Genomic DNA, 26,348 nt, shown 5'->3' on the forward strand with positions numbered 1-26,348 from the left:
TTCCCATTGTCGCGCCGGTCCCGAGTGCGTCCCGGATGAAAGACGAGGAGCCGATCGCATTCGATTGGAGGGCGCTGCCGCCCGGCGCCGTGAAGGATGCCGTCGTGGCTCCGAGCGGAGAGCTCGCACGAGTGAGTGTCGGCCCCGTCGACGGCGTCCGCATCGTGCTCGCTCCAGGGGTCACGGGGTCGAAGGAGGACTTCAACCGCATGGCCCCTCTGCTGGCGGATGCCGGCTATCGCGTCGAGTCCTATGACCTGGCCGGGCAGTACGAGTCGCACGGTGCCGGTCCGGAGAACCTCGATCCGCCCGGCCGGCACTACACGCTCGACCTCTTCGTGGATGATCTGCTCGCGATGATCGGCACCGGTTCGACTCCCGTGCATCTGGTGGGCTACTCGTTCGCAGGCACGGTGGCGGCGATGGTGACGGCGCGCCATGCCGACCTGGTCTCGAGCCTGGCGCTGTTGTCGTCGCCACCGCTCGCGGGCCAGTCGTTCCGCGGCTTCAAGGTGATCGGGCTGTTCAGCGGACCGATGTCCGGGCACCTCGGGGCCGGCCTGATGATCTGGGGTACGCGCACCAACCTCAACCGTTCGCCCAGCGAGCGGATCTCCTTCGTGCGCGAACGCTTCGCGCTGACCAGGCGATCGAGTGTCGACGACATCATCGCGTTGATGAAGGAGGTGCCCGACCTCGACGACGAGCTGCGGGCATCCGGCGTCCCGCTGTTGGTGGCCGTCGGCACGCGAGACGTGTGGTCGGTGCGGATGCATCGTGCCTATGCCGAGCGGATCGGCGCGAGGCTCGCGGTGCTCGAGACGGGGCACACGCCGAACGAGACGGCGCCCCATCAGCTCACAGACGCGATTCTGGCGAACATTCGCCGGTGAAGCGTCTGGCCCGGTGGCGCACGGCACGGACGCGCGCACTCTGCAGCACTCGCTGCGGCCAGCTCACCTCCGACCAGTTGACCCCCACGCCGTGGAATGCCCACTCGGCCTTGCGCAGGAACGCCCTGGCTGAGAGGAACAGCCGAGCAGAGACACCGACCCTGAGGTGGCGATCGAACTCGACGCCGGCGTTGGGATCGAGCGTGAAGCTGAGGTCGAGGTCGTCGTGCGCGTGCGGATCGTTCAGGTGGAGACGGTCGCGCGCAGCGAGCCATGCGTCTCGCCGGATCGCGAAGTTCGAGCCGAAGAGCGGAGTGTGACCGACGAGCGCACCGATGAACACGAAGTATCCGCCGAGAAACACGTACTTGCCGACAGCACGCCACATCGGCCCGCACCCGTAGAAGGTGCCGGTGCCGGTCAGCGCGCTCAGCGTCGGATCGGCACCGAACCGCTCGTGGATGTGCTCGACCCAGTCCGGTGCAGGGCGCGAATCGGCGTCCAGCCGTCCGATGATCTCGCTCGCTGCCGCGTCGAACCCGGCTGCGGTGGCGTGCAGCACCCCCCGGGTCGGCTCGTGGACGACCGTCGCACCGGCGGCGGCTGCCACGGCGGACGTGTCATCCGTCGACCCGTTGTCGACGACGATGATCTCGTCGGGCCGCACGGTCTGCACAGCGAGATCCGCCAGGCATTGCCGCAGCATGCGCGCGTCGTTCAGGGACGGGATGACGACGCTGACGGTAGGCATGTACGCGTCAGCATAGCGAGCGGCGAGGGGCCGAACGCTTCCGCTTACCGCGGGTCGTCCCGCATCCCGAACCGGGCCGGCCGGGCGCAGCGAGCCGTGGGCTTCACGCGTCCTTCAGCGTCAGCCGCGCCGCGCATCGCGCGCGAAACGCGACCTCACGCCCGCCGATCCACGCCCTCGGCGGCCTTGCGCTTGGCGGCGCGGCGCTTGCCGATCCAGGCGCCGATCATGATGGCGCCGATCGCGGCGAGCACGAATCCGGATGTCTGCATCCAGCCGATCCCGGCCGTGGGGAGACCTGTCGTCACGGCCACCAGCACCTGGTGTGCGAAGCCCGCGGCGATGCCGAGCACGACGAGGACGATACCGATCGGGAGGAGCGCTTTCACGGAAGAAGCCTATGCGTCGTGCGGGAGCGCATCCTCGATCGCGGCGATCACCTCGGGGTCGTCCGGCACGGTGCGCGGACGGAAGCGGTGCACCTCGCCGTCGGGCGTGACGAGGAACTTCTCGAAGTTCCACTGCACGCGACCGGCTTTGCCCTCGGCATCCGCCGTCTTCTTCAGCTCCTGGTAGAGCGGATGCGCGGACTTGCCGTTCACCCTGATGCGCTCGAACATCGGGAACGTCACGCCCCACGTCGTTGAGCAGTACTCCTTGATGGCGTCCTCGCTGCCGAGCTCCTGCAGGAACTGATTGCTCGGGAAGCCGAGCACGGTGAAGCCGCGCTCGCCGTACGTCTCCTGCAGCTTCTCGAGCGCCTCGTACTGCGGGGAGAGCCCGCAGCGGGAGGCGACGTTGACGATGAGGAGGGCTTTGTCGTCGAAAGCATGGAGCGAGGTCTCGGCGCCGTCGATGGTGGTGAGGGGTAGGTCGCGCGCCTCGGAGGAGAGGGAGGTCATGGTGTGAGAGTAGTTCGGCGGTCCCGGACTGGCGTGCCGGAAAGCGGATGGATCTGCGGAATCGCCCAGGACTCGGTCGTCGTGCTGCGGACGGCGTTCACTCGGGTCGGGTGAAGAGGTTGACGAGATTTCCGTCGGGGTCGCGGAACAGCGTGGAGCGATTGCCCCACGGCATGGTCGTCGGGGGGAGGACGACGACTTCCGGGTCCAGACTCAGCCGTGCGAACTGGTCGTCGACGTCGTCGACGAGGAACTCGATGATGAGGCCGGAGACCTGGCCGGGAACGGGAGCGGCATCCGCGAGCATGCCGACAGTGGCGGTGTCTCCGATGGCGAGCGTGGCGCGGTCGGTGCGGATCTCGGCGAACACCGGCGCCGGCCTGCTGGCGGCACTCTGCGTCACGCGTTCGTAGAAGGCGGTGAGCCGTTCGACGTCATGGGTGATGATGCGGATGGATGCGAGTTCCATGGGTGCCTTTCGTGAAGCGGGATACACGTTCAACGTTGGCCGTCCCTCGCGACACCGTCATGTCGGTGTTTCCCGATCTCGGATGCGTCACTCGAGGCTGAGCGGGCGCAAGCGCCCGTACGGGATCTGCAGGTCCTCTGCCCGGATCGCCCGCGCCGGCGGGCGCTCGCCGGTGGGTTCGGCTGCGATGACGCGGTCGCCGCGGAAGACTCGTACACCGCCACGCAATCGGCACCAGGCGACCAGGTACCAGTCCTGACCCTTGCCGATGTAGCCGAGGGGCTCGACCTCGCGCGTCGTCTCCGCGCCGCCCGCGTCGCCGTAGCGGATGCGCAGCACCCGTCCGCTCCGCAGCGCGCTCGCAAGGTGCCGAGGCGCGCCGACGCGACGGTCGTCCTCCAGCAGGTGGACGCGATCCGTCAGCGCCGTGATGCGGCGCACATCCTCATCGCTCAGGACGGCGCGGATCTTCTGGGATGCGCTGCGCGCGGCATCCTGAAACGGACTCGTCGCCAACTGCCCCAGCCCGATCATCACCGCGAACGCCTCATCGAGGTTGAGGCCGAGCGGCGGCAGGCTGGGGCGAGCATCGATGGTGTAGCCGCCGGCGCGACCGGCGTCCGCCCAGATCGGCACGCCAGACGCCTGAAGGGAGCCGATGTCGCGCTCGATCGTGCGCACGCTCACCTCGAACCGCTTCGCGAGCCAGCTCGCGCTGCGTCGGCCCGGCGCCACCGCACGGAGCTCCTCGACGAGCGCGTACAGCCGATCGGTTCGAGTCACCGCAGAACTCTAGACGGCGAGACCTGCTCGGCCGGAACCGGGTGCGGCGAGTGTTCCCGTATCTCTCGGGCAGCACGGCTGCCTCGGCGCTGCAGTCGGCCCTTGTCTCTGTGCCGCCGAGACAGCGCGGCTTCCGTGGCGCTGGGGTCGCGAGTGGAGGTCTGCCTGTTCCTACCGAGGCAGCACAGCTGCCTCGGCGCTGGGGTCGCGGCGAAGGCCCACCGGGCCTTCGCTCCTAGCTCCAGCGCGCGCGCATGGCAACATGAGGCCATGGCATCCGAGTACCTCGACGACTTCGCTGCGTTCATCCAGGCTTCGCCTTCCTCCTATCACGCGGCAGCCGAGGTGGCTCGTCGGCTTCAGGAGTCGGGTTTCGCGAGGATCGACGAGACGGATGCCTGGCCCGCTCCGGGGACGGACCTCCCGCAGCGCGGCGTGCTGGTACGCGACGGCGCCGTCGTCGCCTGGGTCGCGCCGCCGGAAGCCGGAGCGACGACACCCTTCCGCATCGTCGGCGCGCACACGGATTCCCCCGGATTCAAGCTCAAGCCGAAGCCGACGACGGGCACCGCCGGATGGCTGCAGGCCGGCGTCGAGGTGTACGGCGGGCCGCTGCTGAACTCGTGGCTGGACCGCGAGCTGGAGCTGGCCGGACGGATCGTCACCACCGACGGGACGGAGCACCTGGTGCGCTCCGGCGCCCTGCTGCGCATCCCGCAGCTGGCGGTGCACCTCGACCGGGGCGTGAACAACGAGGGTCTGGTGCTCGACAAGCAGCGGCACACGCAGCCGATCTGGGGCGTCGGCGATGTCGAGGCCGCGGATCTGCTCGAGCGGGTGGTCGAGGGAAGCGGGGTCGAGGCATCCGCGATCGCCGGATACGACCTCGTCACCGTCGACACCCAGGAACCGCACGTGTTCGGACTCGGCGGATCCCTCTTCGCGAGCAAGCGGCTCGACAACCTCAGCTCGGTGTACGCCGGTCTGCACGCGTTGATCGCGGCGGGAGCGGGCGGAGCGGCACCGGCATCCGACCACATCAGCGTGCTCGTGGCGTTCGACCACGAGGAGCTCGGATCGGAGTCGCGGTCGGGCGCGAACGGGCCGATCCTGCACGACGTGCTGACCAGGATCGCCGGCTCGTACGGTGCGGACGACGACCAGCTGCATCGCGCGTACGCGGCGTCGTGGTGCGTCTCGGCGGATGCCGGGCACGCCGTGCACCCGAACTATCCGGAGCGGCACGATCCGGCGAACCGTCCGATCGCGGGCGGCGGCGCGCTGTTGAAGATCAACGCGAATCAGCGGTATGCGACGGATGCGCACGGCGCAGCACTCTGGTCACGACTCTGTGCGGCCGCCGGCGTGCCGTACCAGGAGTTCGTGTCGAACAACTCCGTGCCGTGCGGCACCACCATCGGACCGCTGACGGCGACGCGTCTCGGGATCCGCACGGTCGACGTCGGCGTTCCGCTGCTGTCGATGCACTCGGCGCGCGAGCTGTGCCACGTCGACGACCCGGAGTTCCTCGCCGGCGCGCTCACCGCGTTCTACGCCGGGGCGTGAGCGCGGGGCGGGACGTCAGCGGATCCGGAAGCCGCTGAGGCCCTCGACCGGCTCTTCTGACGTGTCGACGCTGGAGACCGCGGCGTAGGCCGATCCGTGGGCGCACCACGCGACGGCCGCCGCGACGGTGTCGCGGGATCCCTCGAAGACCGCTTCCACGGTGCCGTCCGGGCGGTTGCGCACCCACCCGGAGACGGCCGACCGCTCTGCCATGTCGGCGCAGGAGTAGCGGAATCCGACACCCTGCACCCGGCCGTGGACGACAGCGCGCACGCGGACGGCGGGTTCGTCGTTCATCCGTCGCCTCCTGCGCTCATCCTGGGTGCCTGGCCGCAGTGCCGATCGTGCGGTGCTGCGGTCTCATCGTGCGGTGCTGTTGTGCCCATCCTGCCGAAGTCTTCGTGCGGTGGGCATCCCGCGGTGGCGATCCTGCACATCTCATCGCGCGAGGCTCCAGACGGGGCTCGGGCAGGTGACTGAGGTACCGACTTCGGCGTCTGAGGTAGGCGGGATTCCGTGCTGCGAAAGATAAGGCATCCGCCCGATCCGACGCGCCTACCTTAGTCACGAACATCGTCTGTAGAACGAATGAGAAGAAGGAACAGACGATGTACAACGAGGCTCTGGTGAACGCACTCAACGCCGACCGTCAGCGTGACTACGACGATCTCGAGCGGCTGCGCAGGCAGCGCGAGATCACCGCACAGCGGGTTGCCGAGGCCTGCGGAACGGATGCTGCCCCCACTCGCCGTGCGCACCGTCGGCACGGTCTCGGCGCACTCGCCCACCTCGGCGCTCGGTGATCCGAGCGGCCGATCGGACACTCGACGGCAGGGCGCTTCCGCCGCTTCTCGCTCGGATGGGATCGGGGCCGTCGATGTCGGTGGCAGGTGGCAGCATTGACCGCGTGAGATCTCCTGTCAGCAGCCCGCAGATGATCGGTCGGGAGGCCGATCTGGCGGCGCTGCGCGATGAGTTCGCGCGCAGCGCCGAGGAGCCGCGTGCGGTGGCCATCGGCGGCGAGGCGGGAATCGGCAAGACCCGGCTGGTCTCGGAGTTCACGCACGAGATCGACGACCGTGCCATGGTGCTGCTCGGCAAGTGCGTCGACATCGGAACGGAGAGCGCGCCGTATGCGCCGTTCACGGCGATCGTCCGCGAGCTGGCAGCGGTCCTCGGAACGGATGCGCTGCTCGAGCTCGCGGGACCTGCCGCCTCGGCGCTGCCGTACGTTCTGCCGGAACTGGCCACGGCGCAGGAAGGCAGGCCGAAGGCCAGCTCGGACCGCTTCTACGAGTTGATCGCGGTGCTGTTCGAGAACGTCGCACGCCAGCGGCGGCTGGTGCTGGTGATCGAGGACATCCACTGGGCGGACCGATCGACGGTCGAGCTGCTGCGGTTCCTGGTGAGCATGCTGACCGGCGGTGGGATCCTCATCATCGTCACGTACCGCAGTGACGAGATCGTGCGCGGGCATCCGCTGCGTCCCGTGCTTCCCGAGCTGGAACGCTCGCGCCGTCTGGTGCGCTGGGAGCTCATCCGCCTGACGCGTGAGCAGGTCGCGGCCCAGGTGCAGTCCATTGCAGGGGTCTCCGTCGCGGAAGGTGAGGGCGCCGACGCCGCGACCGTCGACACCGCGATGATCGACGACGTCTTCGAGCGCAGCGAGGGCGTGCCGTTCTTCGTCGAGGAGCTGGCCGGGGCGGAACGGGGCGTGCGCGAGTCCGGTGTGGCCGCGCCACTTCCCGAGACCCTGCGTGAGCTGCTGCTCGCGCGCTATGAGCGCGTGGGGGAGAGCACCCAGCACCTGCTGCGACTCATCGCCGTCGGCGGCGCCTGCGTTCGGCACGACCTGCTCGACCTGGTCTATGCGGGATCATCCGCCGAGCTGGAGGCGGAGGTGAGGGTCGCCGTCGACGGCGGCCTCCTCGTCGTCGACGACGTCTGCTACGACTTCCGCCACGCTCTGGTGCGTGCCGCGGTGCTCGGCGAGGTGCTGCCTGGGGAGCGGGTCAGGTACCACACGGCCTATGCGGATGCCCTCGAGTCGCTGGCTCGCGCGGGTCGTCCGGTCGCGCACGAGGTCGCACTCCACCGCATGGAAGCCCACGACGCCGTGCGCGCGTTTCCCGCCACGATCGTGGCGATGCGCGAGGCCGGCGACAGCTACGCGTTCTCCAGAGCGGCACGGATGGGCGAACGCGCCCTCGAGCTGTGGGAACAGATCGCCGAGCCGGAGTCCGGCGCAGGGATGAGCCACATCGACCTCCTGCAGCGAACCGCAGATGCGTGGCGCGACGCGGGAGACAGCGATCGTGCGCTTTCGGTGATCGATGTGGCGCTGGCGGAGTGCGATCCGGCGGATGTCGACCAGCACGCCGGACTGCTCGTGGACAAGGCCCGATACCTCGCCTCGCTGTCGCGTCCGGGTTCGACGGCGCTGCTCGAGGAGGCGCTCGCGGAGGTGGGCCCGGACGCCTGCTCGGACACGGCATCCGCCATTCTCGGCGACCTCGCCGGCCGGCTCATGCTCGAGGCACGGTACGACGAAGGCGTGGAGGTGGCCACGAAGGCACTCGCCCAGGCGGAGAAGGCCGGGTCCCTGTCGAGGCAGTCCGTCGCCCACAACATCCGCGGCGTCTCGTACGTCGGCCTCGGGCGGGTCGACGAAGGACTCGTCGATCTCCAGCGCGCGAAAGAGCTCGCTGCGACACGCGACGGCGCCATGCTGCGGTACCACGTGAACACGTCCGACGTGATGCACCTGATCGGCAGGTTCACCGAGGCGGTCGAAATCGGCAACGCCGGCGTCGAGCGCGCTCGCGAGCTCGGTGTCGAGCGCACAAGCGGAATCATGCTGGCGTCGAACACCGTCGAGCCGTTGATCGCGCTCGGCAGATGGGACGAGGCAGACGCGCTCCTCGAACCCGCCATGGCGCTCAACCCGCCACCCGGATTCCGCGTGCACCTGCAACGCATGAAGCTGCTGTTGCTGACGTGGAAGGGCGAACTCGAGGCTGCCGACGATCTCTGGCGTTCCTGGGCGCCGATGATGCACGTGCAGGCCGACATCGAGATGCAGTCGCTGCTCGGCATCGCGCGCGTGGAGGCGGAGTTGGCGCTCGCTCTCGGCGACGTGGAGCGCGCTTGGCGTGCGGTGGGCGTGCTGCTGCGCGATCACCGCAGGATGATCGCCTACGACCTTCCCTTGCTCGTCGATGCGGCGCGAACCCTGGCTCTGCTCCGGGCGGGTGGAAGGGGAGCGGATGCCGACGGCTCGCCATCGACCGGAGGGCGCGGTCTGGATGCTTCGCACACACGAGGCTCCGACTCGGTGGAGCACATCGACCTCCGGACCGCGGAGTCGGGTCTGCGGCAGGTGCTCTCATCCGTGCGGAACTGGCCGACCGCATCCGTCTGGGTTCCGCTGTTCGAAGCCGAACTCGCCGAGAACGGAGCGGATGCCGATGTCTGGAAGCAGGCCGTCGATGCGTCGAGCGCATCCATCGCGCCGGCACATCTGCAGCCCTACGCGCGCTTCCGGCACTCCCAGGCGCTCGTCGGCGCAGGCAAGCGGACCGAGGCCCAGGAGGAGGTCGCGGAATCGCGGCGACTCGCCGGCGAACTCGGCGCGGGTCTCATCCTCGGCTGGCTGGACGACTTCGAGCGCCGCGCAGGACTCGAGGCGTCGTCGGCCCGCGACGGTGCCGAGAGTCGCGGCCGGGTGGCCGGATCAGCCGAGCTCACCGAACGCGAACGCCAGGTGCTCGAGCTCATCGCCCAGGGGCTCAGCAACAAGCAGATCGGCGAGCGGCTCTACATCAGCACGAAGACCGCGAGCGTGCACGTGTCGGCCATCCTCCGCAAGCTCGGGGCGACGAGTCGCACCGAGGCGGTCTACGTCGCCGGGCTGGATCGGGCGACGGCCTGATCTTCGTGGTCTGTACTTCGCGGGTTGATCTTCGCGGTCTGGACTTCGCGCCTGATGCTCGCGGGTTGATCTTCGCGGTCTGGACTTCGCGCCTGATGCTCGCGGGTTGATCTTCGCGGTCTGGACTTCGTGCCTGATCCTCATGGTTTGAGGTTTGCGGTCTGGACTTCGCGCCTGACCCCCACGGTCTGAGGTTTGCGGTCTGAACTCCGTGGCCTGAGCGCCACGCCCGATCTTCGTGGCACGATCTCCGTCACCCGAGGGACCGCCTCGTGGCGACTCAGCGTCAGGACGAGCGACCGTTGAGCTTGTCTGCCCGCTGCTGCTTGACGCGTGCATTCTCGGCACGGACGGCGGCCTGGGTCGCGCGTTCGCGCACGAGCCACTCGGGCGGTGCGGCGAGGAGCTGACGGATCTGCTCCGTCGTGAGCGCCTCTTTCACGTCCGCGCGGGCCAGCCCGCTCGTGGAGACCCCGAGCTTGCGGGCGACGACATCGCGCGGATGCGGTCCGTCGCGCCGCAGATCCACGAGCCACTGCGGCGGTTCCGACTGCAGTGCCGCGAACGCCTCACGCGTGATCGCGGAGGAGCGGAACTCCTCCGGTGTCGCCGGCAGGTAGACGCCCAGCTTCTTCGCGGCCGTCTCCGGCTTCATCGCGCCAGGCCCTGGCTGCACGGTTTCGCTCATGCCTCAAGCGTACGAGGTCCCGGCGCGCGTCGACGCCTCGACGCCGCCGTCGATCGTGCGGCAGCGTGCGGCGACGTCGCCTCGAGACGCCGAGCCGTCCCTGCGGCGGCAGTCCTGTCCGCACGCCCGCTGTTCTGTTCGTGCATCGACGAGCCGTTCGCGCGGCGAGCCGGTCCCTGCGGCGGCACTTCTGTCCGAAGATCCGCTGTTCTGTTCGTGCAGTACCGGGCCGCTCCGTGCATCGGCCGTTCTGCACGAACATCCGGGGTCTCGTCCGAACCTCGGCGGGCACCAGGGGCTGCCGGGTAGCGTTGACCGTCGGGACACGTCGAGGGGAGGCATTCGTGGCGGGATCGCGTCGGGCGGCACGGGGGTCATCCGGTCGTCGCTCGGGCGCACCCTCTGGCCGCACGTCGAAGTCCGTGAACCGTGGCGCGCGCCAGCCGGCGAAGCGCGACACTCGCGGGTCCCGGGACCGCGAGGCACCTCGATCGTCGAGCAGCGAACCGGCCGGGTCATCGGAGCGCACTCCGGCCACGCCGTTCCGTCTCGCGTATGTGCAGGGCGTGACGCCGGCGAAGTGGGCGCGCATCTGGGCGGAGCGGATGCGCCGCATCCCGCTCGAGCTCACGCGAATCGACCAGCCGCAACAGGCATCCGTGCTGCACGACCGCACGGCAGACGTGGCGCTCGTGCGGCTCCCGATCGACCGGGACGGGCTGCACGTCATCCCGCTGTACGAGGAGCAGCCGGTGGTCGTCGTGCCGAAGGACCACGCGATCGCTGCGGCCGACGGCGTGAGCCTCGCCGAGGTGGCGGAGCTGGGTGCGCCGCAGCATCCGTTCGGTCCCGAGATCGAGGACACCCTGGCGCTCGTCGCCGCCGGCGTGGGGAGCGTGATCGTGCCGCAATCCGTGGCGCGCCTGCACTCGCGACGCGACCTGGTGGCGCGTCCGGTGACGGATGCCGCCCCCACCGGCATTGCGCTGGCCTGGCTGAGCGATCCCCGGCCGCCTCGCACCGACGCCGAGCAGCAGCGCATCGACACGTTCATCGGCATCGTGCGCGGACGCACCGAGAACACCTCCCGCAGCTGAGCGCCCGGCCGAGTCCGCCTCGGCGCTCGGGCCGTCGTGCAACCCGCGCCTTCCCGTCGAGCCACCCTGCAACCCGCGCCTTCCCGTCGAGCCACTCCGCAACCCTCGCCTTCCCGACGAGCCACCCCTTTATCGTCGAGCCACCCTCGAGTTCGCGCGAAAAGAGGGGTGGATCGGCGACAAGGGGGTGGCTCGTCGGTAGTGGGCCGTGACGGCGGGGCCGGGCGACTGGGGGTAGGTGCCCATGTGTCGGCGCCTCGCGACCGGGACGCGCGGCGCGGCGCGGAGACGGCGTCTGTAGCCTTGACGGGTGAGCCCGGCAGACAGCATCCGAACGGACGAGCCGGCAGAGCGGAGCGAGCGCGTCAGGCTCGACAGGCGTGTGATCGGGCTCGACTCCCCGGACGACGTGTTCGACGTGTTCGCGGAGTGGGTCGATGACGGCGGCATCCGCCTGTATCCGGCTCAGGAGGAGTCGCTGATCGGCATCGTCTCCGGCGCGAACGTCATCGTCTCGACACCGACCGGCACAGGCAAGTCGCTCATCGCCGTCGGCGCCCACGCCGCGGCGCTCGCCGAGGGCAAGCGCACGTTCTACACGGCGCCGATCAAGGCGCTCGTCTCGGAGAAGTTCTTCGCCCTCGCCGACACGTTCGGTGCCGAGAACGTCGGCATGATGACCGGCGACTCACAGGTGAACGCGGACGCGCCGATCATCTGCTGCACGGCGGAGATCCTCGCGAACCTGGCGCTGCGGCTCGGTCCCGACGCGCCCGTCGACCAGGTCGTGATGGACGAGTTCCACTTCTATGCGGATCCGGATCGCGGCTGGGCCTGGCAGGTTCCGCTGCTGCTCCTGGAACGTGCGCAGTTCATCCTGATGAGCGCCACGCTCGGCGATGTGAGCGGCATCGCCGACGACCTCTCACGTCGCACGCACCGGGAGACCGTCGCCGTCACGGGGGTGGAGCGTCCGGTTCCCCTTGACTACGACTACGCGCTGACCCCGGTACACGAGACGATCGCCGAGCTGCTGGATGCCGGCAAAGCACCCGTCTACGTCGTGCACTTCTCGCAGAAGGATGCGCTGGAGCGCGCACAGGCGCTGGCCGGGGCATCCGTGGCGAGCCGTGAACAGCGGGATGCGATAGCGGATGCCATCGGTGCGTTCCGCTTCGCGACGGGCTTCGGGCAGACCCTCTCGCGTCTGCTGCGCCTGGGCATCGGCGTGCACCACGCCGGGATGCTCCCCAAGTACCGCAGGCTCGTCGAGCAGCTCGCTCAGCGCGGATTGCTGCGCGTGGTCTGCGGGACGGACACGCTCGGCGTGGGCATCAACGTGCCGATCCGCAGCGTGCTGTTGACCGCGCTGACGAAGTTCGACGGCACGAAGATGCGACAGCTGACCGCGCGTGAATTCCACCAGATCGCCGGTCGCGCCGGCCGGGCGGGCTACGACACAGCGGGAACCGTCGTCGCGCAGGCGCCGGAGCACGACATCGAGAACGCACGGGCCGTGGCGAAGGCGGGTGACGACCCGAAGAAGAAGCGCAAGATCGTGCGCAAGAGGGCGCCGGAGGGATTCGTCTCCTGGGGCGAGCCGTCGTTCAAGCGTCTGATCGACGCGGAGCCGGAAACGCTGACGCCGCACATGCAGATCACGAGCGCGATGATCGTGAATGTCATCGGCCGCGGTGGGGACGTCTTCGACAACGTCCGTACGCTCGTGTTCGACAACCATGAGCCGTGGAAACGACAGTTGGAGCTGGCACGGCGGGCACTCGGCATCTATCGCACGCTCGTCACGGCGGGCGTCGTCGAGAGGGGACCGGACGGCATCCCGCGGCTCACGGTGGATCTGCAGCCGAACTTCGCGCTGAACCAGCCACTGTCGCCGTTCGCGCTCGCTGTCTTCGAGCTGTTCTCGGCGGAGCACGACCAGCATCGATCGGTCGTCACGGGTGAGCGCAGCGCGTCCGACGGTGTCGGTTCCGGCGACTACGCGCTCGACGTCGTCTCGGTGGTCGAGGCCACGCTCGACGACCCGCGTCCCGTGCTGCTTGCACAGCAGCACCTCGCTCGCGGGGAGGCCGTCGCCGCCATGAAGGCCGAGGGCATCGAGTACGAGGAGCGCATGGAGCTGCTCGAGGAGGTGACGTGGCCGAAGCCGCTGGAGGGCATCCTGCGGCAGTCGTTCGAGACGTACAGCGCAAGCCAGCCCTGGGTGCGCGACTTCGAGCTCAGTCCCAAGTCGGTCGTGCGCGACCTGTTCGAACGTGCGATGACGTTCGCCGAGTTCGTGTCCTTCTACAACCTCGCCCGCAGCGAGGGCGTGGTGCTGCGGTATCTCTCCGACGCGTTCCGGGCACTGCGGCAGACGGTGCCCGACGAGGCCAAGAACGACGAGCTGCGCGACGTGATCGAGTGGCTCGGCGAGCTCGTGCGTCAGGTGGACTCCAGCCTGCTCGACGAGTGGGAGGAGTTAGTGCATCCGGATGCCGCCAGGCACGCCGAAGAGACGGCGATCGTGCCGCCGACGCCCCGCACGATCACCACGAACCACAGGGCCTTCCTCGTCATGGTACGCAACGAGCTGTTCCGCCGAGTGCAGTGGGCGGCACTCGATCGTGCCGACAAGCTGGGCGAGCTCGATCCGGAATTCGGAGAGGATGCCTGGGGCAGCGCCCTCGACGCGTACTACGCGGACCACGACACGATCGGCACCGACGCCGAAGCCCGCAGCGCAGCGATGCTCATCGTGGACGAGACGGATGCCGCTGGCGGCGAGAGCACGGGCCGCAGGTGGCGCGTGCGGCAGATCCTCGCGGATCCGGAGGGCGACCACGACTGGGGCATCGCCGCCGAGGTGGATCTGGCGGCGTCGGACGAGGCGGGATCCGCGGTGCTGCGGGTCACCGCCGTCGACCGGTTGTGACGGTGCACCCCCTTCGCACGGAGGCTGCGCATCCGAGTCCGCCCGAAGGGTGGCGCGCTCGAGGCACCGGGGCCACCATGGTTCGGGTGACCAAGGACCTGACGAACGGCATCCCTGCACCGGACGGCACCGACGGCGACCCGAACGAGGGCGTGCGGAACATCGACGCGGCGCTGGCGACGTTCTCCGAGCCGTGGCATCCGCACCGGCTCGTGAGCATCAACGACTACGACGTGAAGGTCGTGAAGTTCCACGGCGAGTTCATCTGGCACACGCATCCGGAGACCGACGAGCTCTTCGTCGTGCGATCGGGTGAGCTGACCATCCAGCTCCGTGCCGGTGACGTGGTGTTGCGCCCGGGTGACGTGTACGTCGTGCCGGCGGGTGTCGAGCACTGTCCGAAGGCGGACGAGGAGACGGCCGTGCTGCTCTTCGAGCCCCAGGGCACGACCAACACCGGCGACCAGGGCGGGGAGCGCACGGAGCGACTGCGCGAGTTGTGATTCGATCGTCGCCGCAGTGCCGGGCAATGCCTGTTGCTCAGTCCGCGGCGAGGACGACGAGCGGCCGCGAGGCGTCCGCCGCCCACTCGTTGAGGGACTCGTCGTAGACGCTCACGTCGTCGCGACCGAGCAGGGTGAGCGCGAGTGCATCGGCGGATGCGGCGATTCCGCCAGCACAGTACGTCACGATCGGATCGGGCGAGCCGACGGCATCCGCCAGCAGAGCGCGCAGCGCCTCATCCGTCAGGAATGCGTTCGTCTCGCGATCCACCAGGCGTGACGCCGGTGCGCTGTGGCTGCCCGGAATGTGGCCGAGGCGAGGGCGGTGGCCGGTCTCGCCCGTGAACTCCCGCGGCGGAAGGCCGCACACGAGAGTTGCCGGTTCGGCGCCGGAGAGCGCGCGATCGATGCGGTGCTTGTCCGCCCAGAAGCCATCAACTGCCGACGCTGCGAAGGCGGCGGATGCCTGCGGCTGCACGTGCCCGACCTCGAGCTGCCGCTCTTCCGCTGCCCACTTGCGAAGGCCGCCGTCCAGTACGGACACGTCGGTGTGGCCGAACGAGCGGAACAACCACCACAGCCGCGAGGCCCATTGCCCGAACGAGTCGTCGTAGACGACGACGGACGTGTCTGCGTCCACGCCGAGAGCCTGTGCCGCCGCGGCGAACTTTTCAGCGGTCGGGCGTGAGAACGGATACGGCGCCTCAGTGTCACTGAACTCGTCGAGCAGATCCGCGAACACGGCACCCGGAATATGCCCGTTGATCAGGTATTGCTCGTGCCCGGTGACGTAGGACGGATGCCCGTCGAACCCCGCCACCTGCAGCACCGTCGCGTCGAGCACGAGCGTGCGTCGCGCGCCCGAGGTGCCGTCGGCAGCCGCGAGCAGCAGCGCGAGCTCGTGCGTGCTCACGAGGTGACGGCGGGCCGTGGCGGGCGTCGCAGATGACACGGAGGGTGCAGCGGGTGCAGAGCTCTCGGCGGGGATGCTGGTCACGCCTACACGGTAGGGCGGCGGTGCTCGGGCTCCGGAAGCGTCGCGCAACAATCGGTAACGGTAGGGCCGGTCGCTCGAGGAGGCGCCGCTACAGGTCCAGCAGCATGCGCTTCGCCGCCGCGAACTCCTCGTCGGTCAGCGCACCGCGTGCGTGCAGAGCAGCGAGCTCGGTCAGGGAGACCGGATGCTGATGTCGCATCCGCTCGGCGCGAGTCGCCTCGATATCGAACCATGACCGGGGGCCAGGGCGGTGGTCGCCGGAGACCGCGAACGCGATGCAGACGGCGACGACGGTCGCCGTGCCGACGACGATGGCGGCGACGCCGATCCACTGCCAGACCGAGGCGGTGATCAGTCCGCCGTCGTCGGCATAGCCCTTCGACGACAGGATGCGGGTGAACCAGTACAGGCTCTGCTCCCTGTCGACAGCGCCCTTGGCCACGGCCCAGACCACGATTCCGGCCACAGCCAGTGTGAGTCCCAGGATGCCCAGCACTCGCCACGTCGTTCGTCTTCCGTTCACGGTGGCAGCGTACGGGCGTGGGGGCGCGCTGTCTGCGGGAAGCGGGGGAATGTAGCCGATCGATGGGCGGGGCCTCCACCGATCGGTGGAACGGTGCGGGCGGACACTCAACGGGTGGCAAGCTGGTGACGTGGTGAAGGGTCCCGAGCTCTCGACTGCGGCTCGCGACGCGATCGCGAGCGTCGCTCGGAGGGCGAAGGGCGGTGCAGTCGTTCCGGACTCCGCACGGGTCGTGCTGCATTTCCACCCCGACAACGACATCCTGGGCGGTGCGGTGCTCCGAGGCATCCTCGAGCATGGTCGTTACGTTTCGCAGTTCGTCACGCGCACGAGCAACGGCGGGCTGACCGCGCATCCATCTGGGGATCGCTGGCGATGGGAGAGCCGCATCTTCTCCGGTGCGTACGACGACGCATCCGACGAGCTGCGCCCTGTGTACGGGGCGCTTCGCGTCGATGCGGATGAGTACGGTGCGGCACCCCGGTTCGGGTCGGCGTATCTACGGCTTCGGCCCGAGACGCTGGCGCGAACCACGTTCGCCTATCCGGACAGCTTCTTCCAGCCGGCGCTCTTCGGCGTGCAGGATCGGCTCGGCCTGATCGAGTACTTCGCCGCGGCATCGGTCGACGACCCGCTCGATCACTACATCGAGGCGCACGTGCACGGTGGCGTGCGTGTGCCCGACGACGCGGAGGCCGTCGTGGTCGACCCGTCATTCGATGATGACGCGGCCCTGAGACTGGCGGAACAGTGCGGGTTGACGGTGGAGCGGCACACCGGCTACCTCGCCACGGCGGAACAGATAGGTGAGCATCCCGCGTACCGCGGTCGCGATGTCGCGGAGCTTGCCTCCGCTGTCGCCGACGGCGGCGTCCTGACGCCGGCGATGATCGGGCGGGCGCGAGTCCGCGAGGACCTCGACCAGCAGCGGCTCAAGCGGCTCTGGCACTGCCTGGCGCGCTACGGCCGCAGCTGGCCCAGCGACGTGCACTGACGTGAGGCGGGCACGTCGACCGCATAAGCAACCGTGGTTGCCTAGCTGAGTGCAACCTGAGAGGTAAGCAACTTGAGTTGACTGTCGCGGGACAGCAACCTAAGTTGCTTAATCATGAACCCCGTACGCATACCGTCACCGATCGGGGGCGCAGCCGACGAGCTGGCGGCGGTGGTCGCGCTCCGCGACCTCGCCGATCGGCTCGAGGACGCCGCGGTCGAGCACGCTCTCCGCGACGGCTGGAGCTGGGGCCTGGTTGCCGAGGCGCTCGGCGTCACCCGCCAGGCCGTGCACAAGAAGCATCTGAAGCGCCTCGCCGACGCCGACATCGAACTGAGGAGGCGTCGTGCCTGACGACCTGTCCCGGGTACGCGAAGACCGCATGCCGCAACCGATTCGCGACATCCTGATCGCCGCAGTCGAGGAGACGCAGCGGCGTGGCGACCCCGCTGTCGCCCCGGAGCATCTGATGCTGGCGATCGCTGCCGAATCGGACTCGCGTGCTTCTGCCGTGCTGGCGGATTTCGGGTTGGATCACGATGCCCTCGACCGCGCGCTTGACGTCGAGGTCGCCCGTTCGCTAGCCGTGATCGGGATCGATGAGCTCGATCCCGCGCTCTTGACGGCGACGAACCTGGCGGCGACCAGACCGAGTTGGGGGTCGACCACGCGGGAGGTGTTCCGGCGGGCGCAAGTGGCCGGCGGACGACGACGTGGGCGCAGCGCCGAGCTGGACGTGCTCTACGGCATCGTCACGGCGAACGTCGGCACGGTGCCCCGGGCGCTGGAATACGCGGGCGTCGACCGCGATGCGCTCATCGGGCGCGTCGAGCGGGAGCGGCTGGTGGCAGACGACGATCCGCAGCGCGGCGCTCAGGGACTCTCCGCACAGGAGCGTCAGGCCATGCGCCGCGATGCACAGAGACGCATGCAGGACGCCCGCCGTCAGGCCCAGCGCGACGCTCAGGCGAGACGCCGCGAAACGCAGCGCACCGCGCGAGCTCCGCAGCGGGAGTCGCCTGCGGCCGACTCGGGCCGCGGCTCCGAACCGGATGCTGACTCCGGACCCACCTCCGACTAGACCGATACATCCAGACCCCACATCGAACGGTGGTCGAGTGCGCTCGACGATCGTTGTGGTCACGTGCGCCCTCGGACGTCACGATCACCGGCTCGTGAGCACGTGCTGTCACCTGCAAACAGCGGCTGTAAGAGCCGCGACAGAGCCGCGACAGTGCGCACCGTCATCCTCGATACAGGCCACATGAGACCACGGCTCGCGAGGCAAGCCGCCGTCTCGAACGCGCAACACGCTCAACAAGGCGGCGGCCCTGACGGCGCCGTTCGCAACCACGTATCAAGCCAACAGCGGTGCGCCGGGGGGACCGGCGCACAAAACAACACAGAAAGGAACGCCATGAACGCACAGCGAAACAGCGGTGCCGACTGGGCCATCGAGGCTCACGGGCTCGTGAAGACGTTCGGCGACAACCGGGCGGTCGACGGTGTCGACCTGCTCGTGCGGCCCGGCACCGTCTACGGCGTGCTCGGCCCGAACGGCGCCGGCAAGACCACGACGATCAACATGCTCGCCACTCTGTTGAGGGCGGACGCGGGCACCGCGGCCATCTTCGGCCACGACGTCGCGAAGGAGGCGCAGATCGTGCGCCAGCTGATCGGCGTGACCGGGCAGTTCGCCTCGGTCGATGAGACCCTCTCGGCCACCGAGAACCTCGTCATCTTCTCTCGGCTGCTCGGTCTCGGACGCGCCGAGTCCAAGGCGAAGGCCGCGGACCTGCTCGAGCGCTTCGGACTCACGGATGCCGCCAAGCGGCCCCTCAAGAAGTTCTCCGGCGGCATGCGTCGCCGGCTCGACCTCGCGGCGTCGCTCATCGCGCAGCCGCCGCTCATCTTCCTCGACGAGCCGACGACGGGTCTCGACCCTCGCACTCGCGGTCAGATGTGGGACACGATCCGCGAGCTCGTCGCCAGCGGATCCACCATCCTCCTGACCACCCAGTACCTCGACGAGGCCGACCAGCTGGCCGACCGCATCGCGGTGATCGACCGTGGACGCGTGGTGGCAGAGGGCACCGCGGACGAGCTGAAGGCATCCGTCGGCACCTCGGCACTGCAGCTGCGCATCGAGGACCCAGCAGACACGGATGACGCACTGCGGGCGATCGAGCAGGTGCTCGGCGTGCGCGGAACGCTCTCGCCAGAGGCGGCGCGCATCACGGCGCCCATGGCAGACCCCGACCGTGTGACCGATCTGCTCGTCACGCTGCGCGAGGCCGGCATCCACCTCACCGAGATGAGCGTGCAGAAGCCGAGCCTCGACGAGGTCTTCCTCACCATCACCGGCCACGACGCGGCCGACCAGAACGAGACGACGCCGGGACCGGACGAGAACGGCGCCGAGAAGGAGAAGGTGAACGCATGAGCACCATCACCCAGGCACCGAGAACGTCGGCTTCGGGTCGCATCACCCCGCCGTCGGAGCGCAAGCTCAAGAACCACACCGGGTTCAACCAGACCGTGCGCAACACGTTCACGATGGCGTATCGCGGACTCGTCAAGATCCGTCGCACGCCTGAGCAGCTGGTCGACGTGACGGTGCAGCCGATCATCTTCACCCTGATGTTCGCCTACCTGTTCGGCGGCGCCATCGCGGGCAACGTGCAGAACTATCTGCCGCTGCTCATCCCCGGCATCCTGGTGCAGACGGTCATCACGACCTCGGTCGTCACGGGCGTTCAACTCCGTGAGGACATGGACAAGGGCGTGTTCGACCGGTTCAGGTCGCTTCCGATCGCACGGATCGCGCCGCTCTCCGGCGCCCTGCTCGCCGACACGGTGCGCTACGCCATCGCCACGACGATCACGTTCGTGGTCGGCTACATCATCGGATATCACCCGGCCGGAGGGTTCGGACCTGTCGTGCTCGCAGGCCTGCTGGTCATCGCCTGCTCCTGGGCGATCAGCTGGATCTTCGCCTTCTTCGGCGTGATCGCGCGCACGGCATCCAGCGTGCAGGGCATCTCGATGCTCGTGCTGTTCCCGCTGACGTTCCTCTCCAACGCCTACGTCCCGGTGAAGAGCCTGCCTCAGGTGCTGCAGTGGTTCGTCAATGTGAACCCGATCTCGCATCTCGTCACCGCCGTTCGCGACCTGGCGAACAACGGAACCGTCGGCGTCGATCTGTGGATCTCGCTGCTCGGCGCTGCGATCATCGTGATCGTCTTCGCACCCCTCACGGTGCGCGCGTACATGCGCAAGGCGTAGATCGGGATTGCGATTCGAAGCCGGTTCGCGTGTCCGCGGCCAGATGATGTGGTTGCGGACCCGCGAACAGGCCGCGTTCGTCGTTCCGAGAACTTCGAGGAAAGGACATAGGCATGACCGCTCACTCGCAACCGCCCGCCGAGACGGCGGTCGGCGCTGGGCCCCACGAGCCGGTTCCGGGCGGCGTTGTTCCGCCGTCCGGCCGAGCAAGAGGGAGCGTCGCGGCGAAGGCCAGAAGTGGCCTTCGCTCCCAGCTCCAGCGCGCAGATGCGACGGGCCGCATCGCGCTCCTCGTCCGCGAGCCGAACGGACGTCCCAGCACCAGAGCCGTCCCGTTCTGGACCTGGAACGCGATCGTCGGCTGGGTCGTCTTCGCGTGCCTCCAGCTCGTCTGGATGCTGATCGCGGATGCCTGGACCAACCCCCTGCACCTCGCCGGCCTCGCGCTCACCGTGCTGGTGGCGATCGTGCACGTGTCGATCATGCCGAGGTGGCGCTACCGCGTGCACCGCTGGGAGATCACGGATGACGCGGTCTTCGTTCGGTCCGGATGGCTGACCCAGGAGACCCGCGTCGCCCCGATCGCCCGGCTGCAGACCGTGGACTCGCGGCGCGGGTTCCTGCACCGCATCTACGGGCTCACCACGGTGACCGTGACGACGGCGTCGTCAGCGGGCGCGCTGAGCATTCATGCGCTCGACGACGCCGTTGCCCGGGAGGTCGTCGCGCGTCTCGCAGCTGTCGCCCAGCAGACCAAGGGCGACGCGACATGACTTCCCCATTCCCCGATCGCGTCGAGCTCCCCGAGCACGCGGAGCGCCGTTCGACTGGCTCAGGGTCCGTCGAAGGGTCGACCACTCAGGCCATCGTCGGCGCTGCCGCTTCCGAGGTTCCCGACGCCGCGGCCGCCGACGAGCCCTACACCGCGGCCGCCGACATCCCCGGCACCGGCGCGGACGACCCCACCCCGTGGCGCCGACTCGACCCGCGGATGCTGCTCGTGCACCCCGTGCGCGAGCTCATCAAGTACCTCCCTGTGCTGCTGATCGCGGTCGTCGCCGGATCCGTCGGCGGCGAGCCGTGGTGGACGTACGTGTTGTCCGGCATCGGTGTGCTGGCCGGTCTCGCCCGCTGGTTCACGACGAGCTATCGCATCACGCCCACCCACGTTGAGGTGCGCAGAGGACTCCTGAACCGACGGATGCTCTCGGTGCCGCGGGAGCGCATCCGCTCGGTCGACGTCGACGCCACCCTGTTGCACCGGCTGGTGCGCCTCGCCGTGGTGAAGGTCGGCACGAGCGCCTCGCACGGCCAGGACGGCCTCGACTTCGACGGCGTCTCGATCACCGAGGTGCCCGCCTTGCGCGCCGAGCTGCTCCAGGGAGTGGCAGGCCAGGACGGCCGATCGAGATCGTCGAGTGCACCGGTGGACGCCGGCCCGAGCCGCCGGCAGGGCGTGGCAGGACCAGCCGATGGGAACGCTGGTTTCGACAGGTTCAATCTGCCGGGGGCCGAGCTCGAGCACCCGGCGGCCGGCCCCGACGAGCGAGAGTCCGAGAACTTCAGCGGATGGCGCTGGTCATGGGCGCGCTTCGCGCCGTTCACGCTGACGGGTGTCGGCTCGCTGTTCGTCGCCGCCTTCTTCGCCCTGCAGCTGCAGTTCTTCGACGGCGGACTGCTGCTGAAGCTGCCGATCGTGCGCGCGTCGATCGACACCGCCGCACGTATCCCCACCGTGGAGCTGGTGTCCGGCATCATCGTCGCGCTCCTCGTGATCGCGTCCGTCGTCGCGCTCGTGCGCTATGTGCTCGCGTACAGCGGATTCACCATCTGGCGGTCGGATGCCGCCACCCTGCACGTGCGCCACGGTCTGCTCCGCACCCGTCAGGTGACGCTGGACGAGCGGCGGCTGCGTGGCGTCCAGCTCGGCGAAGCGCTGTCGCTGCGGATGGTCGGCGCATCGTCGGCGCACGCGATCATGACGGGGATCGGACGGGAACGCGGCGGCCTCATGGTCATCGAGCCCGCCGGCCCGCGTGCCGACGCGCTCCGCGTGGCGGAGGCGGTTCTGGGCGACGCGGATCCGCTGGTCTGCGAACTGACCCCGCACGGACCTCGCGCGCATCGCCGCCGCTACACGCGCGCCGCCACGGGCGTGGCGATCATCGCACTCGCCGTGCTCGTAGCGATTCTGCTCGGATACCTCAGCGCCTGGGCCTGGACGGCGTTCGCGGTCATCGTGCCCGCCGCCGCGCTCCTCGCCGAAGATCGCTGGCGCTCGCTCGGGCACGCACTCCTCGGAACGCCGGGCGATGACGGCGTGCTCGTCGCCCGATCCGGGTCGCTCGCCCGCACGCGCGTGGTGCTGCGAACGGCCGGCATCATCGGGTTCACGGTGCGGCGTTCGTTCTTCCAGCGTCGCGCGGGACTTGCCACCCTCATCGCCACCACGGCCGCGGGACGGCACCGCTACAGCATTCCGGACCTGCCGGTCGAGGAAGCGTGGCGCATCACCGAGGTCGTGCTCGTCGGCTCGCGCACGACCGCGCGCGTCTGAGAAGCGTTCACTCCGCGAGGAACAGCGGGCGCAGCGAGCGGATCACCTCGAGGATGCGGGCCGAGCGCGCGGTGAGCGGCAGCGGCTCCACGGCGGCCCATGCCGCGTCCGCATCGAGTTCCGGATGCTCACGGCGCACGACCTCCATCGCGCGGTCCCAGGCCAGCGACGGGAAGTCCTGCCTGGCGTGCACGCCGCGCCCGAGCACGATCAGTTCGAGTCCTGCCGCGCGCTGGGCGGCGTCCGATCGTTCCCGGTCGGGTGCGAGGAGCCACACGCCGAGGCCGAGGGCGGCGAGACCCGTGATGGGCAGGTCGACTCCGTCTGCGCGCACGCGGAAGTCGCGCAGAAGCCGGCTGCGCATGCGCCCCGCCGTGCGCGTCACGCGCGGCTCGTTCACGTGTCCTGCGCGCACGGATGCGACGAGGAGCCCAGCGCCCGCGCCGTAGTACCACGGCGCGAACCCGGCAGGCGGATCCCCCCACACCCGCTCGGCCAGCGCGTACTGGCGCTCGGCTTCGGCGAGGTCCCCCTGCGCGGTGGCGATCTCGGCCAGCCCGGCGAGTCCGATCGCCTTCAGGTCGCGCCAGTCGAAGCTCTGCGTGTCGCCCTCCAGCTCGGACAACCGCGTGAAGGTGGGGCGGGCCGCCTCCGGATCCCCGAGCGTGATGTCGGTGATCGCGCACATCCAGTCGAGCTGCTGCAGGTCCTCACCGGCGTTCAACAGCTCGAGGTTACGGCGCGCGCGATCCGCCCAGGGCAGCACCTCGGCGGCATCGCCGCGCTGGCTGTGCAGCGACGCAAGCGAGTGTGCGGCCATGCCGACGGTCCAGACGTCGCGAGCCTGTTCCGCCTTCTCGAACGCCCGAGTCGCGAACACGAGCGACGCATCGATCTCGCCGGCGTTCTCGGCCAGCTGGGCACTGATGAGACTGCCCATGGAGGCCATCGCCGTGTCATCGCTGGAACGCAGATCCTCCACGATCGCCATCATCCGTGGCACGTTCGGCAGGGCGAGCACCAGCCTGATCATGGCCGCCAGTTGCGGGCTGGTCGGCGCCCCCTCCTTGTACACGCGCTTGGCCCGCACCAGTGACCGGAGGCCGTTCCGCGCGTCGCCGAACATCGAGGTCGCGCCGATGAGGCTGAAGGACACGAGCGCGGCGTCGCGGTGCGTGGCATCCGGCGAGTACCTGCGCAGTGCCTCGACCAGCGGACCGGCGAAACCGAGCACCTCGGCGTGGGCGCCGCGCAGGGTCCAGTGCATGGCGAGCGCTGCGAACACGGACGACGCGGCATCCGGATCCGGCACCGCGATGGCATCGCGCAACGCGGCCACGAGGTTGTCCTGCTCGTCCTCGACGAGCCGGAACGTGTCGATCTGCTCCGGTCCGTACGTCGTCTCGAGTGCGGCGAGGGCGAACGCGTCTGCCCAGCGACGGATGCCTGCCGACACCTCCTCGCGTTCGCCCGCCTCCCCGAGCCGCTGGTCGCCGAACTCGCGAACGGTTTCCAGCATCCGGTAGCGCAGCCGTCCCGTGAGCGGACTCTCCGCGGCGGTGAGCAGGGACTGGTTCACCAGGCCTTCGAGGTCGGCCTCGACGTCGTCGCGCGGATCGCAGACGGCGAGCGCGGCATCCGCGTCGAAGCCGTCGACGAACGCGGAGAGCCGTCGCAGCGAGCGCTGCTCCGAAGCGCGCAAGAGGTTCCAGCTCCAGTCGATCACGGAGAGGAGCGTGCGATGCCGCTCGGGAGCCGAGCGGTCGCCGCCGCGCAGCAGGGCGAACCGGTTGTCGATCCGCCGCTCGATCTCCTCGACCGACATCGAGCGCACTCGGGCCGCTGCGAGCTCGATGGCCAGCGGCAGGCCGTCGAGCTTGACGCACAGACGCTCGATGACGTCCTCGGGCAGCACGACGGACGGCCTGGCCGCCCGCGCCCGATCCATGAACAGGGCGACGGCCGGTCCGTGCGCGCCGTGCTCGGTCGACGCCGCGGCCAGCGGCTGCAACTGGTACACCTGCTCGGCCGCGATCATCAGTGGCGCCCTGCTCGTGGCGAGCACGCGCACGTCGCGCGTGGAGGCCAGGATGTCGTCGATCCACTCCGCGGCCGCGTCGATGAGGTGCTCGCAGTTGTCCATGACGAGCAGCGTCGGCCGCTCGGCGAGAGTGGAGAGGATGCGACCCCGCACGTCCACGCGCGCGGCGGGGTCTGCGAGCGTGAGGCGTGTGCCGGTGTACTCGCGGATGCCGAGCGTGGACGCCAGCGCGAGCGGAACGTCGTCGCCCGAGCGCACGCTGGCGAGTTCGACGACCACGACGGCAGGCATCCTCTCGGCGGCACGTCCGGCGAGTTCCTGGGCGAGACGCGTCTTGCCGAGACCGCCTGCACCGAGGATGGTGGTCAGCCGCGACGTGCGCAGCAGCTCCTCCAGCGCGGCGACATCGTCGTCACGGCCCACGAGCGGATTCGGTGGCACGCGGATGCCGACGCGCACGGTTCGCGGCGCGGCATCCGGTTCCGGTTCGCGCAGCAGCTCCGTGTGGAAGGCCACGAGGTCGGCGGACGGCGTCGTGCCCAGCTCGTCGCGCATCCGCTCGCGGAACTCGCCGAACTCGCGGATCGCCTCGTTGCGGCGTCCGATGGCGGCGAACGCGCGCAGGCGTCTCAGCTCGATGTCCTCGTCGAGGGGTGCGGCTTCGGAGTACGGGTCGAGGTCGGCGAGGGCGCCGAGGCCGTCGCCCGTGACGATCCGCGCATCCGCTCGCAGCAGTACAAGGCTCCTTCGCACGTCGGCTGCTGCGATTGCGAGCCGTCTGGCGAGGTCCCCGTCCGGCAGGTCGGTTCCCGGTTCGCCGCGCCAGAGCGCCAGCCCAGCGGATGCCTCGGCATCCGCTGCCTGCGCGTCGCCGCGTTCGGAGGCGGCGCGTGCTGCGTCGCGGTGCGCTGTCGCGGCCCCGAGGTCGCTGTCCTGCCCGTCGACGCCAAGGGCGTATCCGCCGGGAGTCGAGACGATCAGGCCGTCGGATGCGACGGCGCGCACGCGGGACACGAGCGTCTGCAGCGCGGCCTTCTCGTTGCGCGGCGGCTCGTCTTCCCAGAGGTCCTCGCCGATGCCCCGCACCGACAGCGGATTCCTCGCCAGCAGGAGCGACACGACGAGGCTCTTCGCGGTGGCTCCGCCCGGTTCGGCGGCGGTTCCGTCCTGGCCCTCGACGAGCACCGGACCCAGCACCGCAACCCGATGCACTCGGACGCGTGCGGTCGCCTGGCTCACCGGCCACAGTCTACCCAGGGCGGCTGCCCGGGCCTCATTGCTGCCGAGCCACCCTTGTGCTGCCCAGCCACCCTTCTGCTGCCGAGCCACCCTTCTGCTGCCGAGCCACCCTTGTGCTGCCGAGCCACCCTTCGATTCGCGTGAGCAACGGGGTGGCTGGGCAGCAGAAGGGTGGCTCGGCGGGGAGAAGGGGG

General features: G+C 69.4%; 24 protein-coding genes. 14 read left to right on the forward strand and 10 right to left on the reverse strand.

The features are described from left to right. The first annotated feature begins 35 nt into the window (after positions 1 to 35). The gene (locus ACX9R5_RS08765) at positions 36 to 893 is read left to right on the forward strand and encodes an alpha/beta fold hydrolase (RefSeq protein ID WP_459408596.1); all 858 of its coding nucleotides are present in this window, start codon (positions 36 to 38) and stop codon (positions 891 to 893) included. Here ACX9R5_RS08765 and ACX9R5_RS08770 read toward each other — a convergent pair. From ACX9R5_RS08770 to ACX9R5_RS08790, 5 genes are all read right to left on the reverse strand, one after another. Beyond that, positions 859 to 1,644, reverse strand: coding sequence for a glycosyltransferase family A protein (locus ACX9R5_RS08770; protein ID WP_459408597.1), 786 nt, complete (start codon positions 1,642 to 1,644; stop codon positions 859 to 861). The genes ACX9R5_RS08765 and ACX9R5_RS08770 overlap by 35 nt on opposite strands. A 155-nt stretch (positions 1,645 to 1,799) precedes the next feature. Next, complete coding sequence (locus ACX9R5_RS08775; protein ID WP_459408598.1) at positions 1,800 to 2,033, reverse strand: hypothetical protein; 234 nt, start codon at positions 2,031 to 2,033, stop codon at positions 1,800 to 1,802. Between the two features lie 9 nt (positions 2,034 to 2,042). Further along, positions 2,043 to 2,546 (reverse strand): glutathione peroxidase, encoded by a 504-nt coding sequence (locus ACX9R5_RS08780; protein WP_459408599.1) that lies wholly within the window; start codon positions 2,544 to 2,546, stop codon positions 2,043 to 2,045. 97 nt (positions 2,547 to 2,643) lie between these two features. Next, positions 2,644 to 3,015 (reverse strand): VOC family protein, encoded by a 372-nt coding sequence (locus tag ACX9R5_RS08785; RefSeq protein ID WP_459408600.1) that lies wholly within the window; start codon positions 3,013 to 3,015, stop codon positions 2,644 to 2,646. 87 nt (positions 3,016 to 3,102) lie between these two features. Further along, complete coding sequence (locus ACX9R5_RS08790; protein WP_459408601.1) at positions 3,103 to 3,798, reverse strand: helix-turn-helix transcriptional regulator; 696 nt, start codon at positions 3,796 to 3,798, stop codon at positions 3,103 to 3,105. A 270-nt stretch (positions 3,799 to 4,068) separates the two neighbouring features. Between ACX9R5_RS08790 and ACX9R5_RS08795 the strand changes: the two genes are divergently transcribed. Further along, positions 4,069 to 5,364 carry a M18 family aminopeptidase gene (locus ACX9R5_RS08795; RefSeq protein ID WP_459408602.1) on the forward strand — a complete coding sequence of 432 codons (1,296 nt, stop codon included), beginning with the start codon at positions 4,069 to 4,071 and terminating at the stop codon, positions 5,362 to 5,364. Positions 5,365 to 5,379: 15 nt separating this feature from the next. Here ACX9R5_RS08795 and ACX9R5_RS08800 read toward each other — a convergent pair whose 3' ends face one another. Next, complete coding sequence (locus tag ACX9R5_RS08800) at positions 5,380 to 5,661, reverse strand: acylphosphatase (RefSeq protein ID WP_459408603.1); 282 nt, start codon at positions 5,659 to 5,661, stop codon at positions 5,380 to 5,382. A 311-nt stretch (positions 5,662 to 5,972) separates the two neighbouring features. Between ACX9R5_RS08800 and ACX9R5_RS08805 the strand changes: the two genes are divergently transcribed. Both ACX9R5_RS08805 and ACX9R5_RS08810 read left to right on the forward strand, forming a co-directional pair. After that, the gene (locus tag ACX9R5_RS08805; RefSeq protein WP_459408604.1) at positions 5,973 to 6,167 is read left to right on the forward strand and encodes a hypothetical protein; all 195 of its coding nucleotides are present in this window, start codon (positions 5,973 to 5,975) and stop codon (positions 6,165 to 6,167) included. A gap of 104 nt (positions 6,168 to 6,271) precedes the next feature. Then, positions 6,272 to 9,295, forward strand: a complete 3,024-nt coding sequence (locus tag ACX9R5_RS08810; protein ID WP_459408605.1) for a helix-turn-helix transcriptional regulator — start codon at positions 6,272 to 6,274, stop codon at positions 9,293 to 9,295. A gap of 286 nt (positions 9,296 to 9,581) precedes the next feature. On the opposite strand, the gene ACX9R5_RS08815 is transcribed toward ACX9R5_RS08810, so the two are convergent. Continuing rightward, positions 9,582 to 9,950, reverse strand: a complete 369-nt coding sequence (locus ACX9R5_RS08815; RefSeq protein ID WP_459409056.1) for a DUF5997 family protein — start codon at positions 9,948 to 9,950, stop codon at positions 9,582 to 9,584. Between the two features lie 599 nt (positions 9,951 to 10,549). On the opposite strand from ACX9R5_RS08815, the gene ACX9R5_RS08820 reads away from it, so the two are divergent. From ACX9R5_RS08820 to ACX9R5_RS08830, 3 genes are all read left to right on the forward strand, one after another. Further along, positions 10,550 to 11,080, forward strand: a complete 531-nt coding sequence (locus ACX9R5_RS08820; RefSeq protein ID WP_459408606.1) for a LysR substrate-binding domain-containing protein — start codon at positions 10,550 to 10,552, stop codon at positions 11,078 to 11,080. A gap of 382 nt (positions 11,081 to 11,462) precedes the next feature. Then, on the forward strand, positions 11,463 to 14,015 hold the full coding sequence (locus ACX9R5_RS08825; protein ID WP_459409057.1) for a DEAD/DEAH box helicase: 2,553 nt from the start codon (positions 11,463 to 11,465) through the stop codon (positions 14,013 to 14,015). A gap of 86 nt (positions 14,016 to 14,101) precedes the next feature. Then, on the forward strand, positions 14,102 to 14,518 hold the full coding sequence (locus ACX9R5_RS08830; protein WP_459408607.1) for a cupin domain-containing protein: 417 nt from the start codon (positions 14,102 to 14,104) through the stop codon (positions 14,516 to 14,518). A gap of 37 nt (positions 14,519 to 14,555) precedes the next feature. Here ACX9R5_RS08830 and ACX9R5_RS08835 read toward each other — a convergent pair whose 3' ends face one another. Both ACX9R5_RS08835 and ACX9R5_RS08840 read right to left on the reverse strand, forming a co-directional pair. After that, the gene (locus ACX9R5_RS08835) at positions 14,556 to 15,515 is read right to left on the reverse strand and encodes a sulfurtransferase (RefSeq protein ID WP_459408608.1); all 960 of its coding nucleotides are present in this window, start codon (positions 15,513 to 15,515) and stop codon (positions 14,556 to 14,558) included. A gap of 88 nt (positions 15,516 to 15,603) precedes the next feature. Then, entirely contained in the window at positions 15,604 to 16,038 is a 435-nt protein-coding gene (locus ACX9R5_RS08840; protein WP_459408609.1) for an SHOCT domain-containing protein, read from the reverse strand. A gap of 130 nt (positions 16,039 to 16,168) precedes the next feature. Here ACX9R5_RS08840 and ACX9R5_RS08845 point away from each other — a divergent pair, with 130 nt between their 5' ends. The 7 genes from ACX9R5_RS08845 to ACX9R5_RS08875 all read left to right on the forward strand — a co-directional run bounded on the left by ACX9R5_RS08845 (position 16,169) and on the right by ACX9R5_RS08875 (position 22,874). After that, positions 16,169 to 17,032: a DUF3626 domain-containing protein gene (locus ACX9R5_RS08845; protein WP_459408610.1), complete on the forward strand. Its 864-nt coding sequence runs from the start codon at positions 16,169 to 16,171 to the stop codon at positions 17,030 to 17,032. 114 nt (positions 17,033 to 17,146) lie between these two features. Then, positions 17,147 to 17,386 (forward strand): hypothetical protein, encoded by a 240-nt coding sequence (locus tag ACX9R5_RS08850; RefSeq protein ID WP_459408611.1) that lies wholly within the window; start codon positions 17,147 to 17,149, stop codon positions 17,384 to 17,386. Beyond that, positions 17,379 to 18,113: a Clp protease N-terminal domain-containing protein gene (locus ACX9R5_RS08855; RefSeq protein WP_459408612.1), complete on the forward strand. Its 735-nt coding sequence runs from the start codon at positions 17,379 to 17,381 to the stop codon at positions 18,111 to 18,113. The genes ACX9R5_RS08850 and ACX9R5_RS08855 overlap by 8 nt, the downstream gene beginning before the upstream one ends. Before the next feature lie 336 nt (positions 18,114 to 18,449). Beyond that, entirely contained in the window at positions 18,450 to 19,475 is a 1,026-nt protein-coding gene (locus ACX9R5_RS08860) for an ATP-binding cassette domain-containing protein (RefSeq protein WP_459408613.1), read from the forward strand. After that, the gene (locus ACX9R5_RS08865; RefSeq protein WP_459408614.1) at positions 19,472 to 20,317 is read left to right on the forward strand and encodes an ABC transporter permease; all 846 of its coding nucleotides are present in this window, start codon (positions 19,472 to 19,474) and stop codon (positions 20,315 to 20,317) included. Before ACX9R5_RS08860 ends, ACX9R5_RS08865 begins: the two co-directional genes overlap by 4 nt. Positions 20,318 to 20,430: 113 nt before the next feature. Next, complete coding sequence (locus ACX9R5_RS08870; protein ID WP_459408615.1) at positions 20,431 to 21,090, forward strand: PH domain-containing protein; 660 nt, start codon at positions 20,431 to 20,433, stop codon at positions 21,088 to 21,090. Continuing rightward, on the forward strand, positions 21,087 to 22,874 hold the full coding sequence (locus ACX9R5_RS08875) for a PH domain-containing protein (RefSeq protein ID WP_459408616.1): 1,788 nt from the start codon (positions 21,087 to 21,089) through the stop codon (positions 22,872 to 22,874). The genes ACX9R5_RS08870 and ACX9R5_RS08875 overlap by 4 nt, the downstream gene beginning before the upstream one ends. Before the next feature lie 7 nt (positions 22,875 to 22,881). Here the strand turns inward: ACX9R5_RS08875 and ACX9R5_RS08880 are convergent, their stop codons facing one another. Continuing rightward, positions 22,882 to 26,154: an ATP-binding protein gene (locus ACX9R5_RS08880; protein WP_459408617.1), complete on the reverse strand. Its 3,273-nt coding sequence runs from the start codon at positions 26,152 to 26,154 to the stop codon at positions 22,882 to 22,884. Between the last annotated feature and the right edge of the window lie 194 nt (positions 26,155 to 26,348).

The sequence above is a fragment of the Rathayibacter sp. CAU 1779 genome (assembly GCF_054551755.1).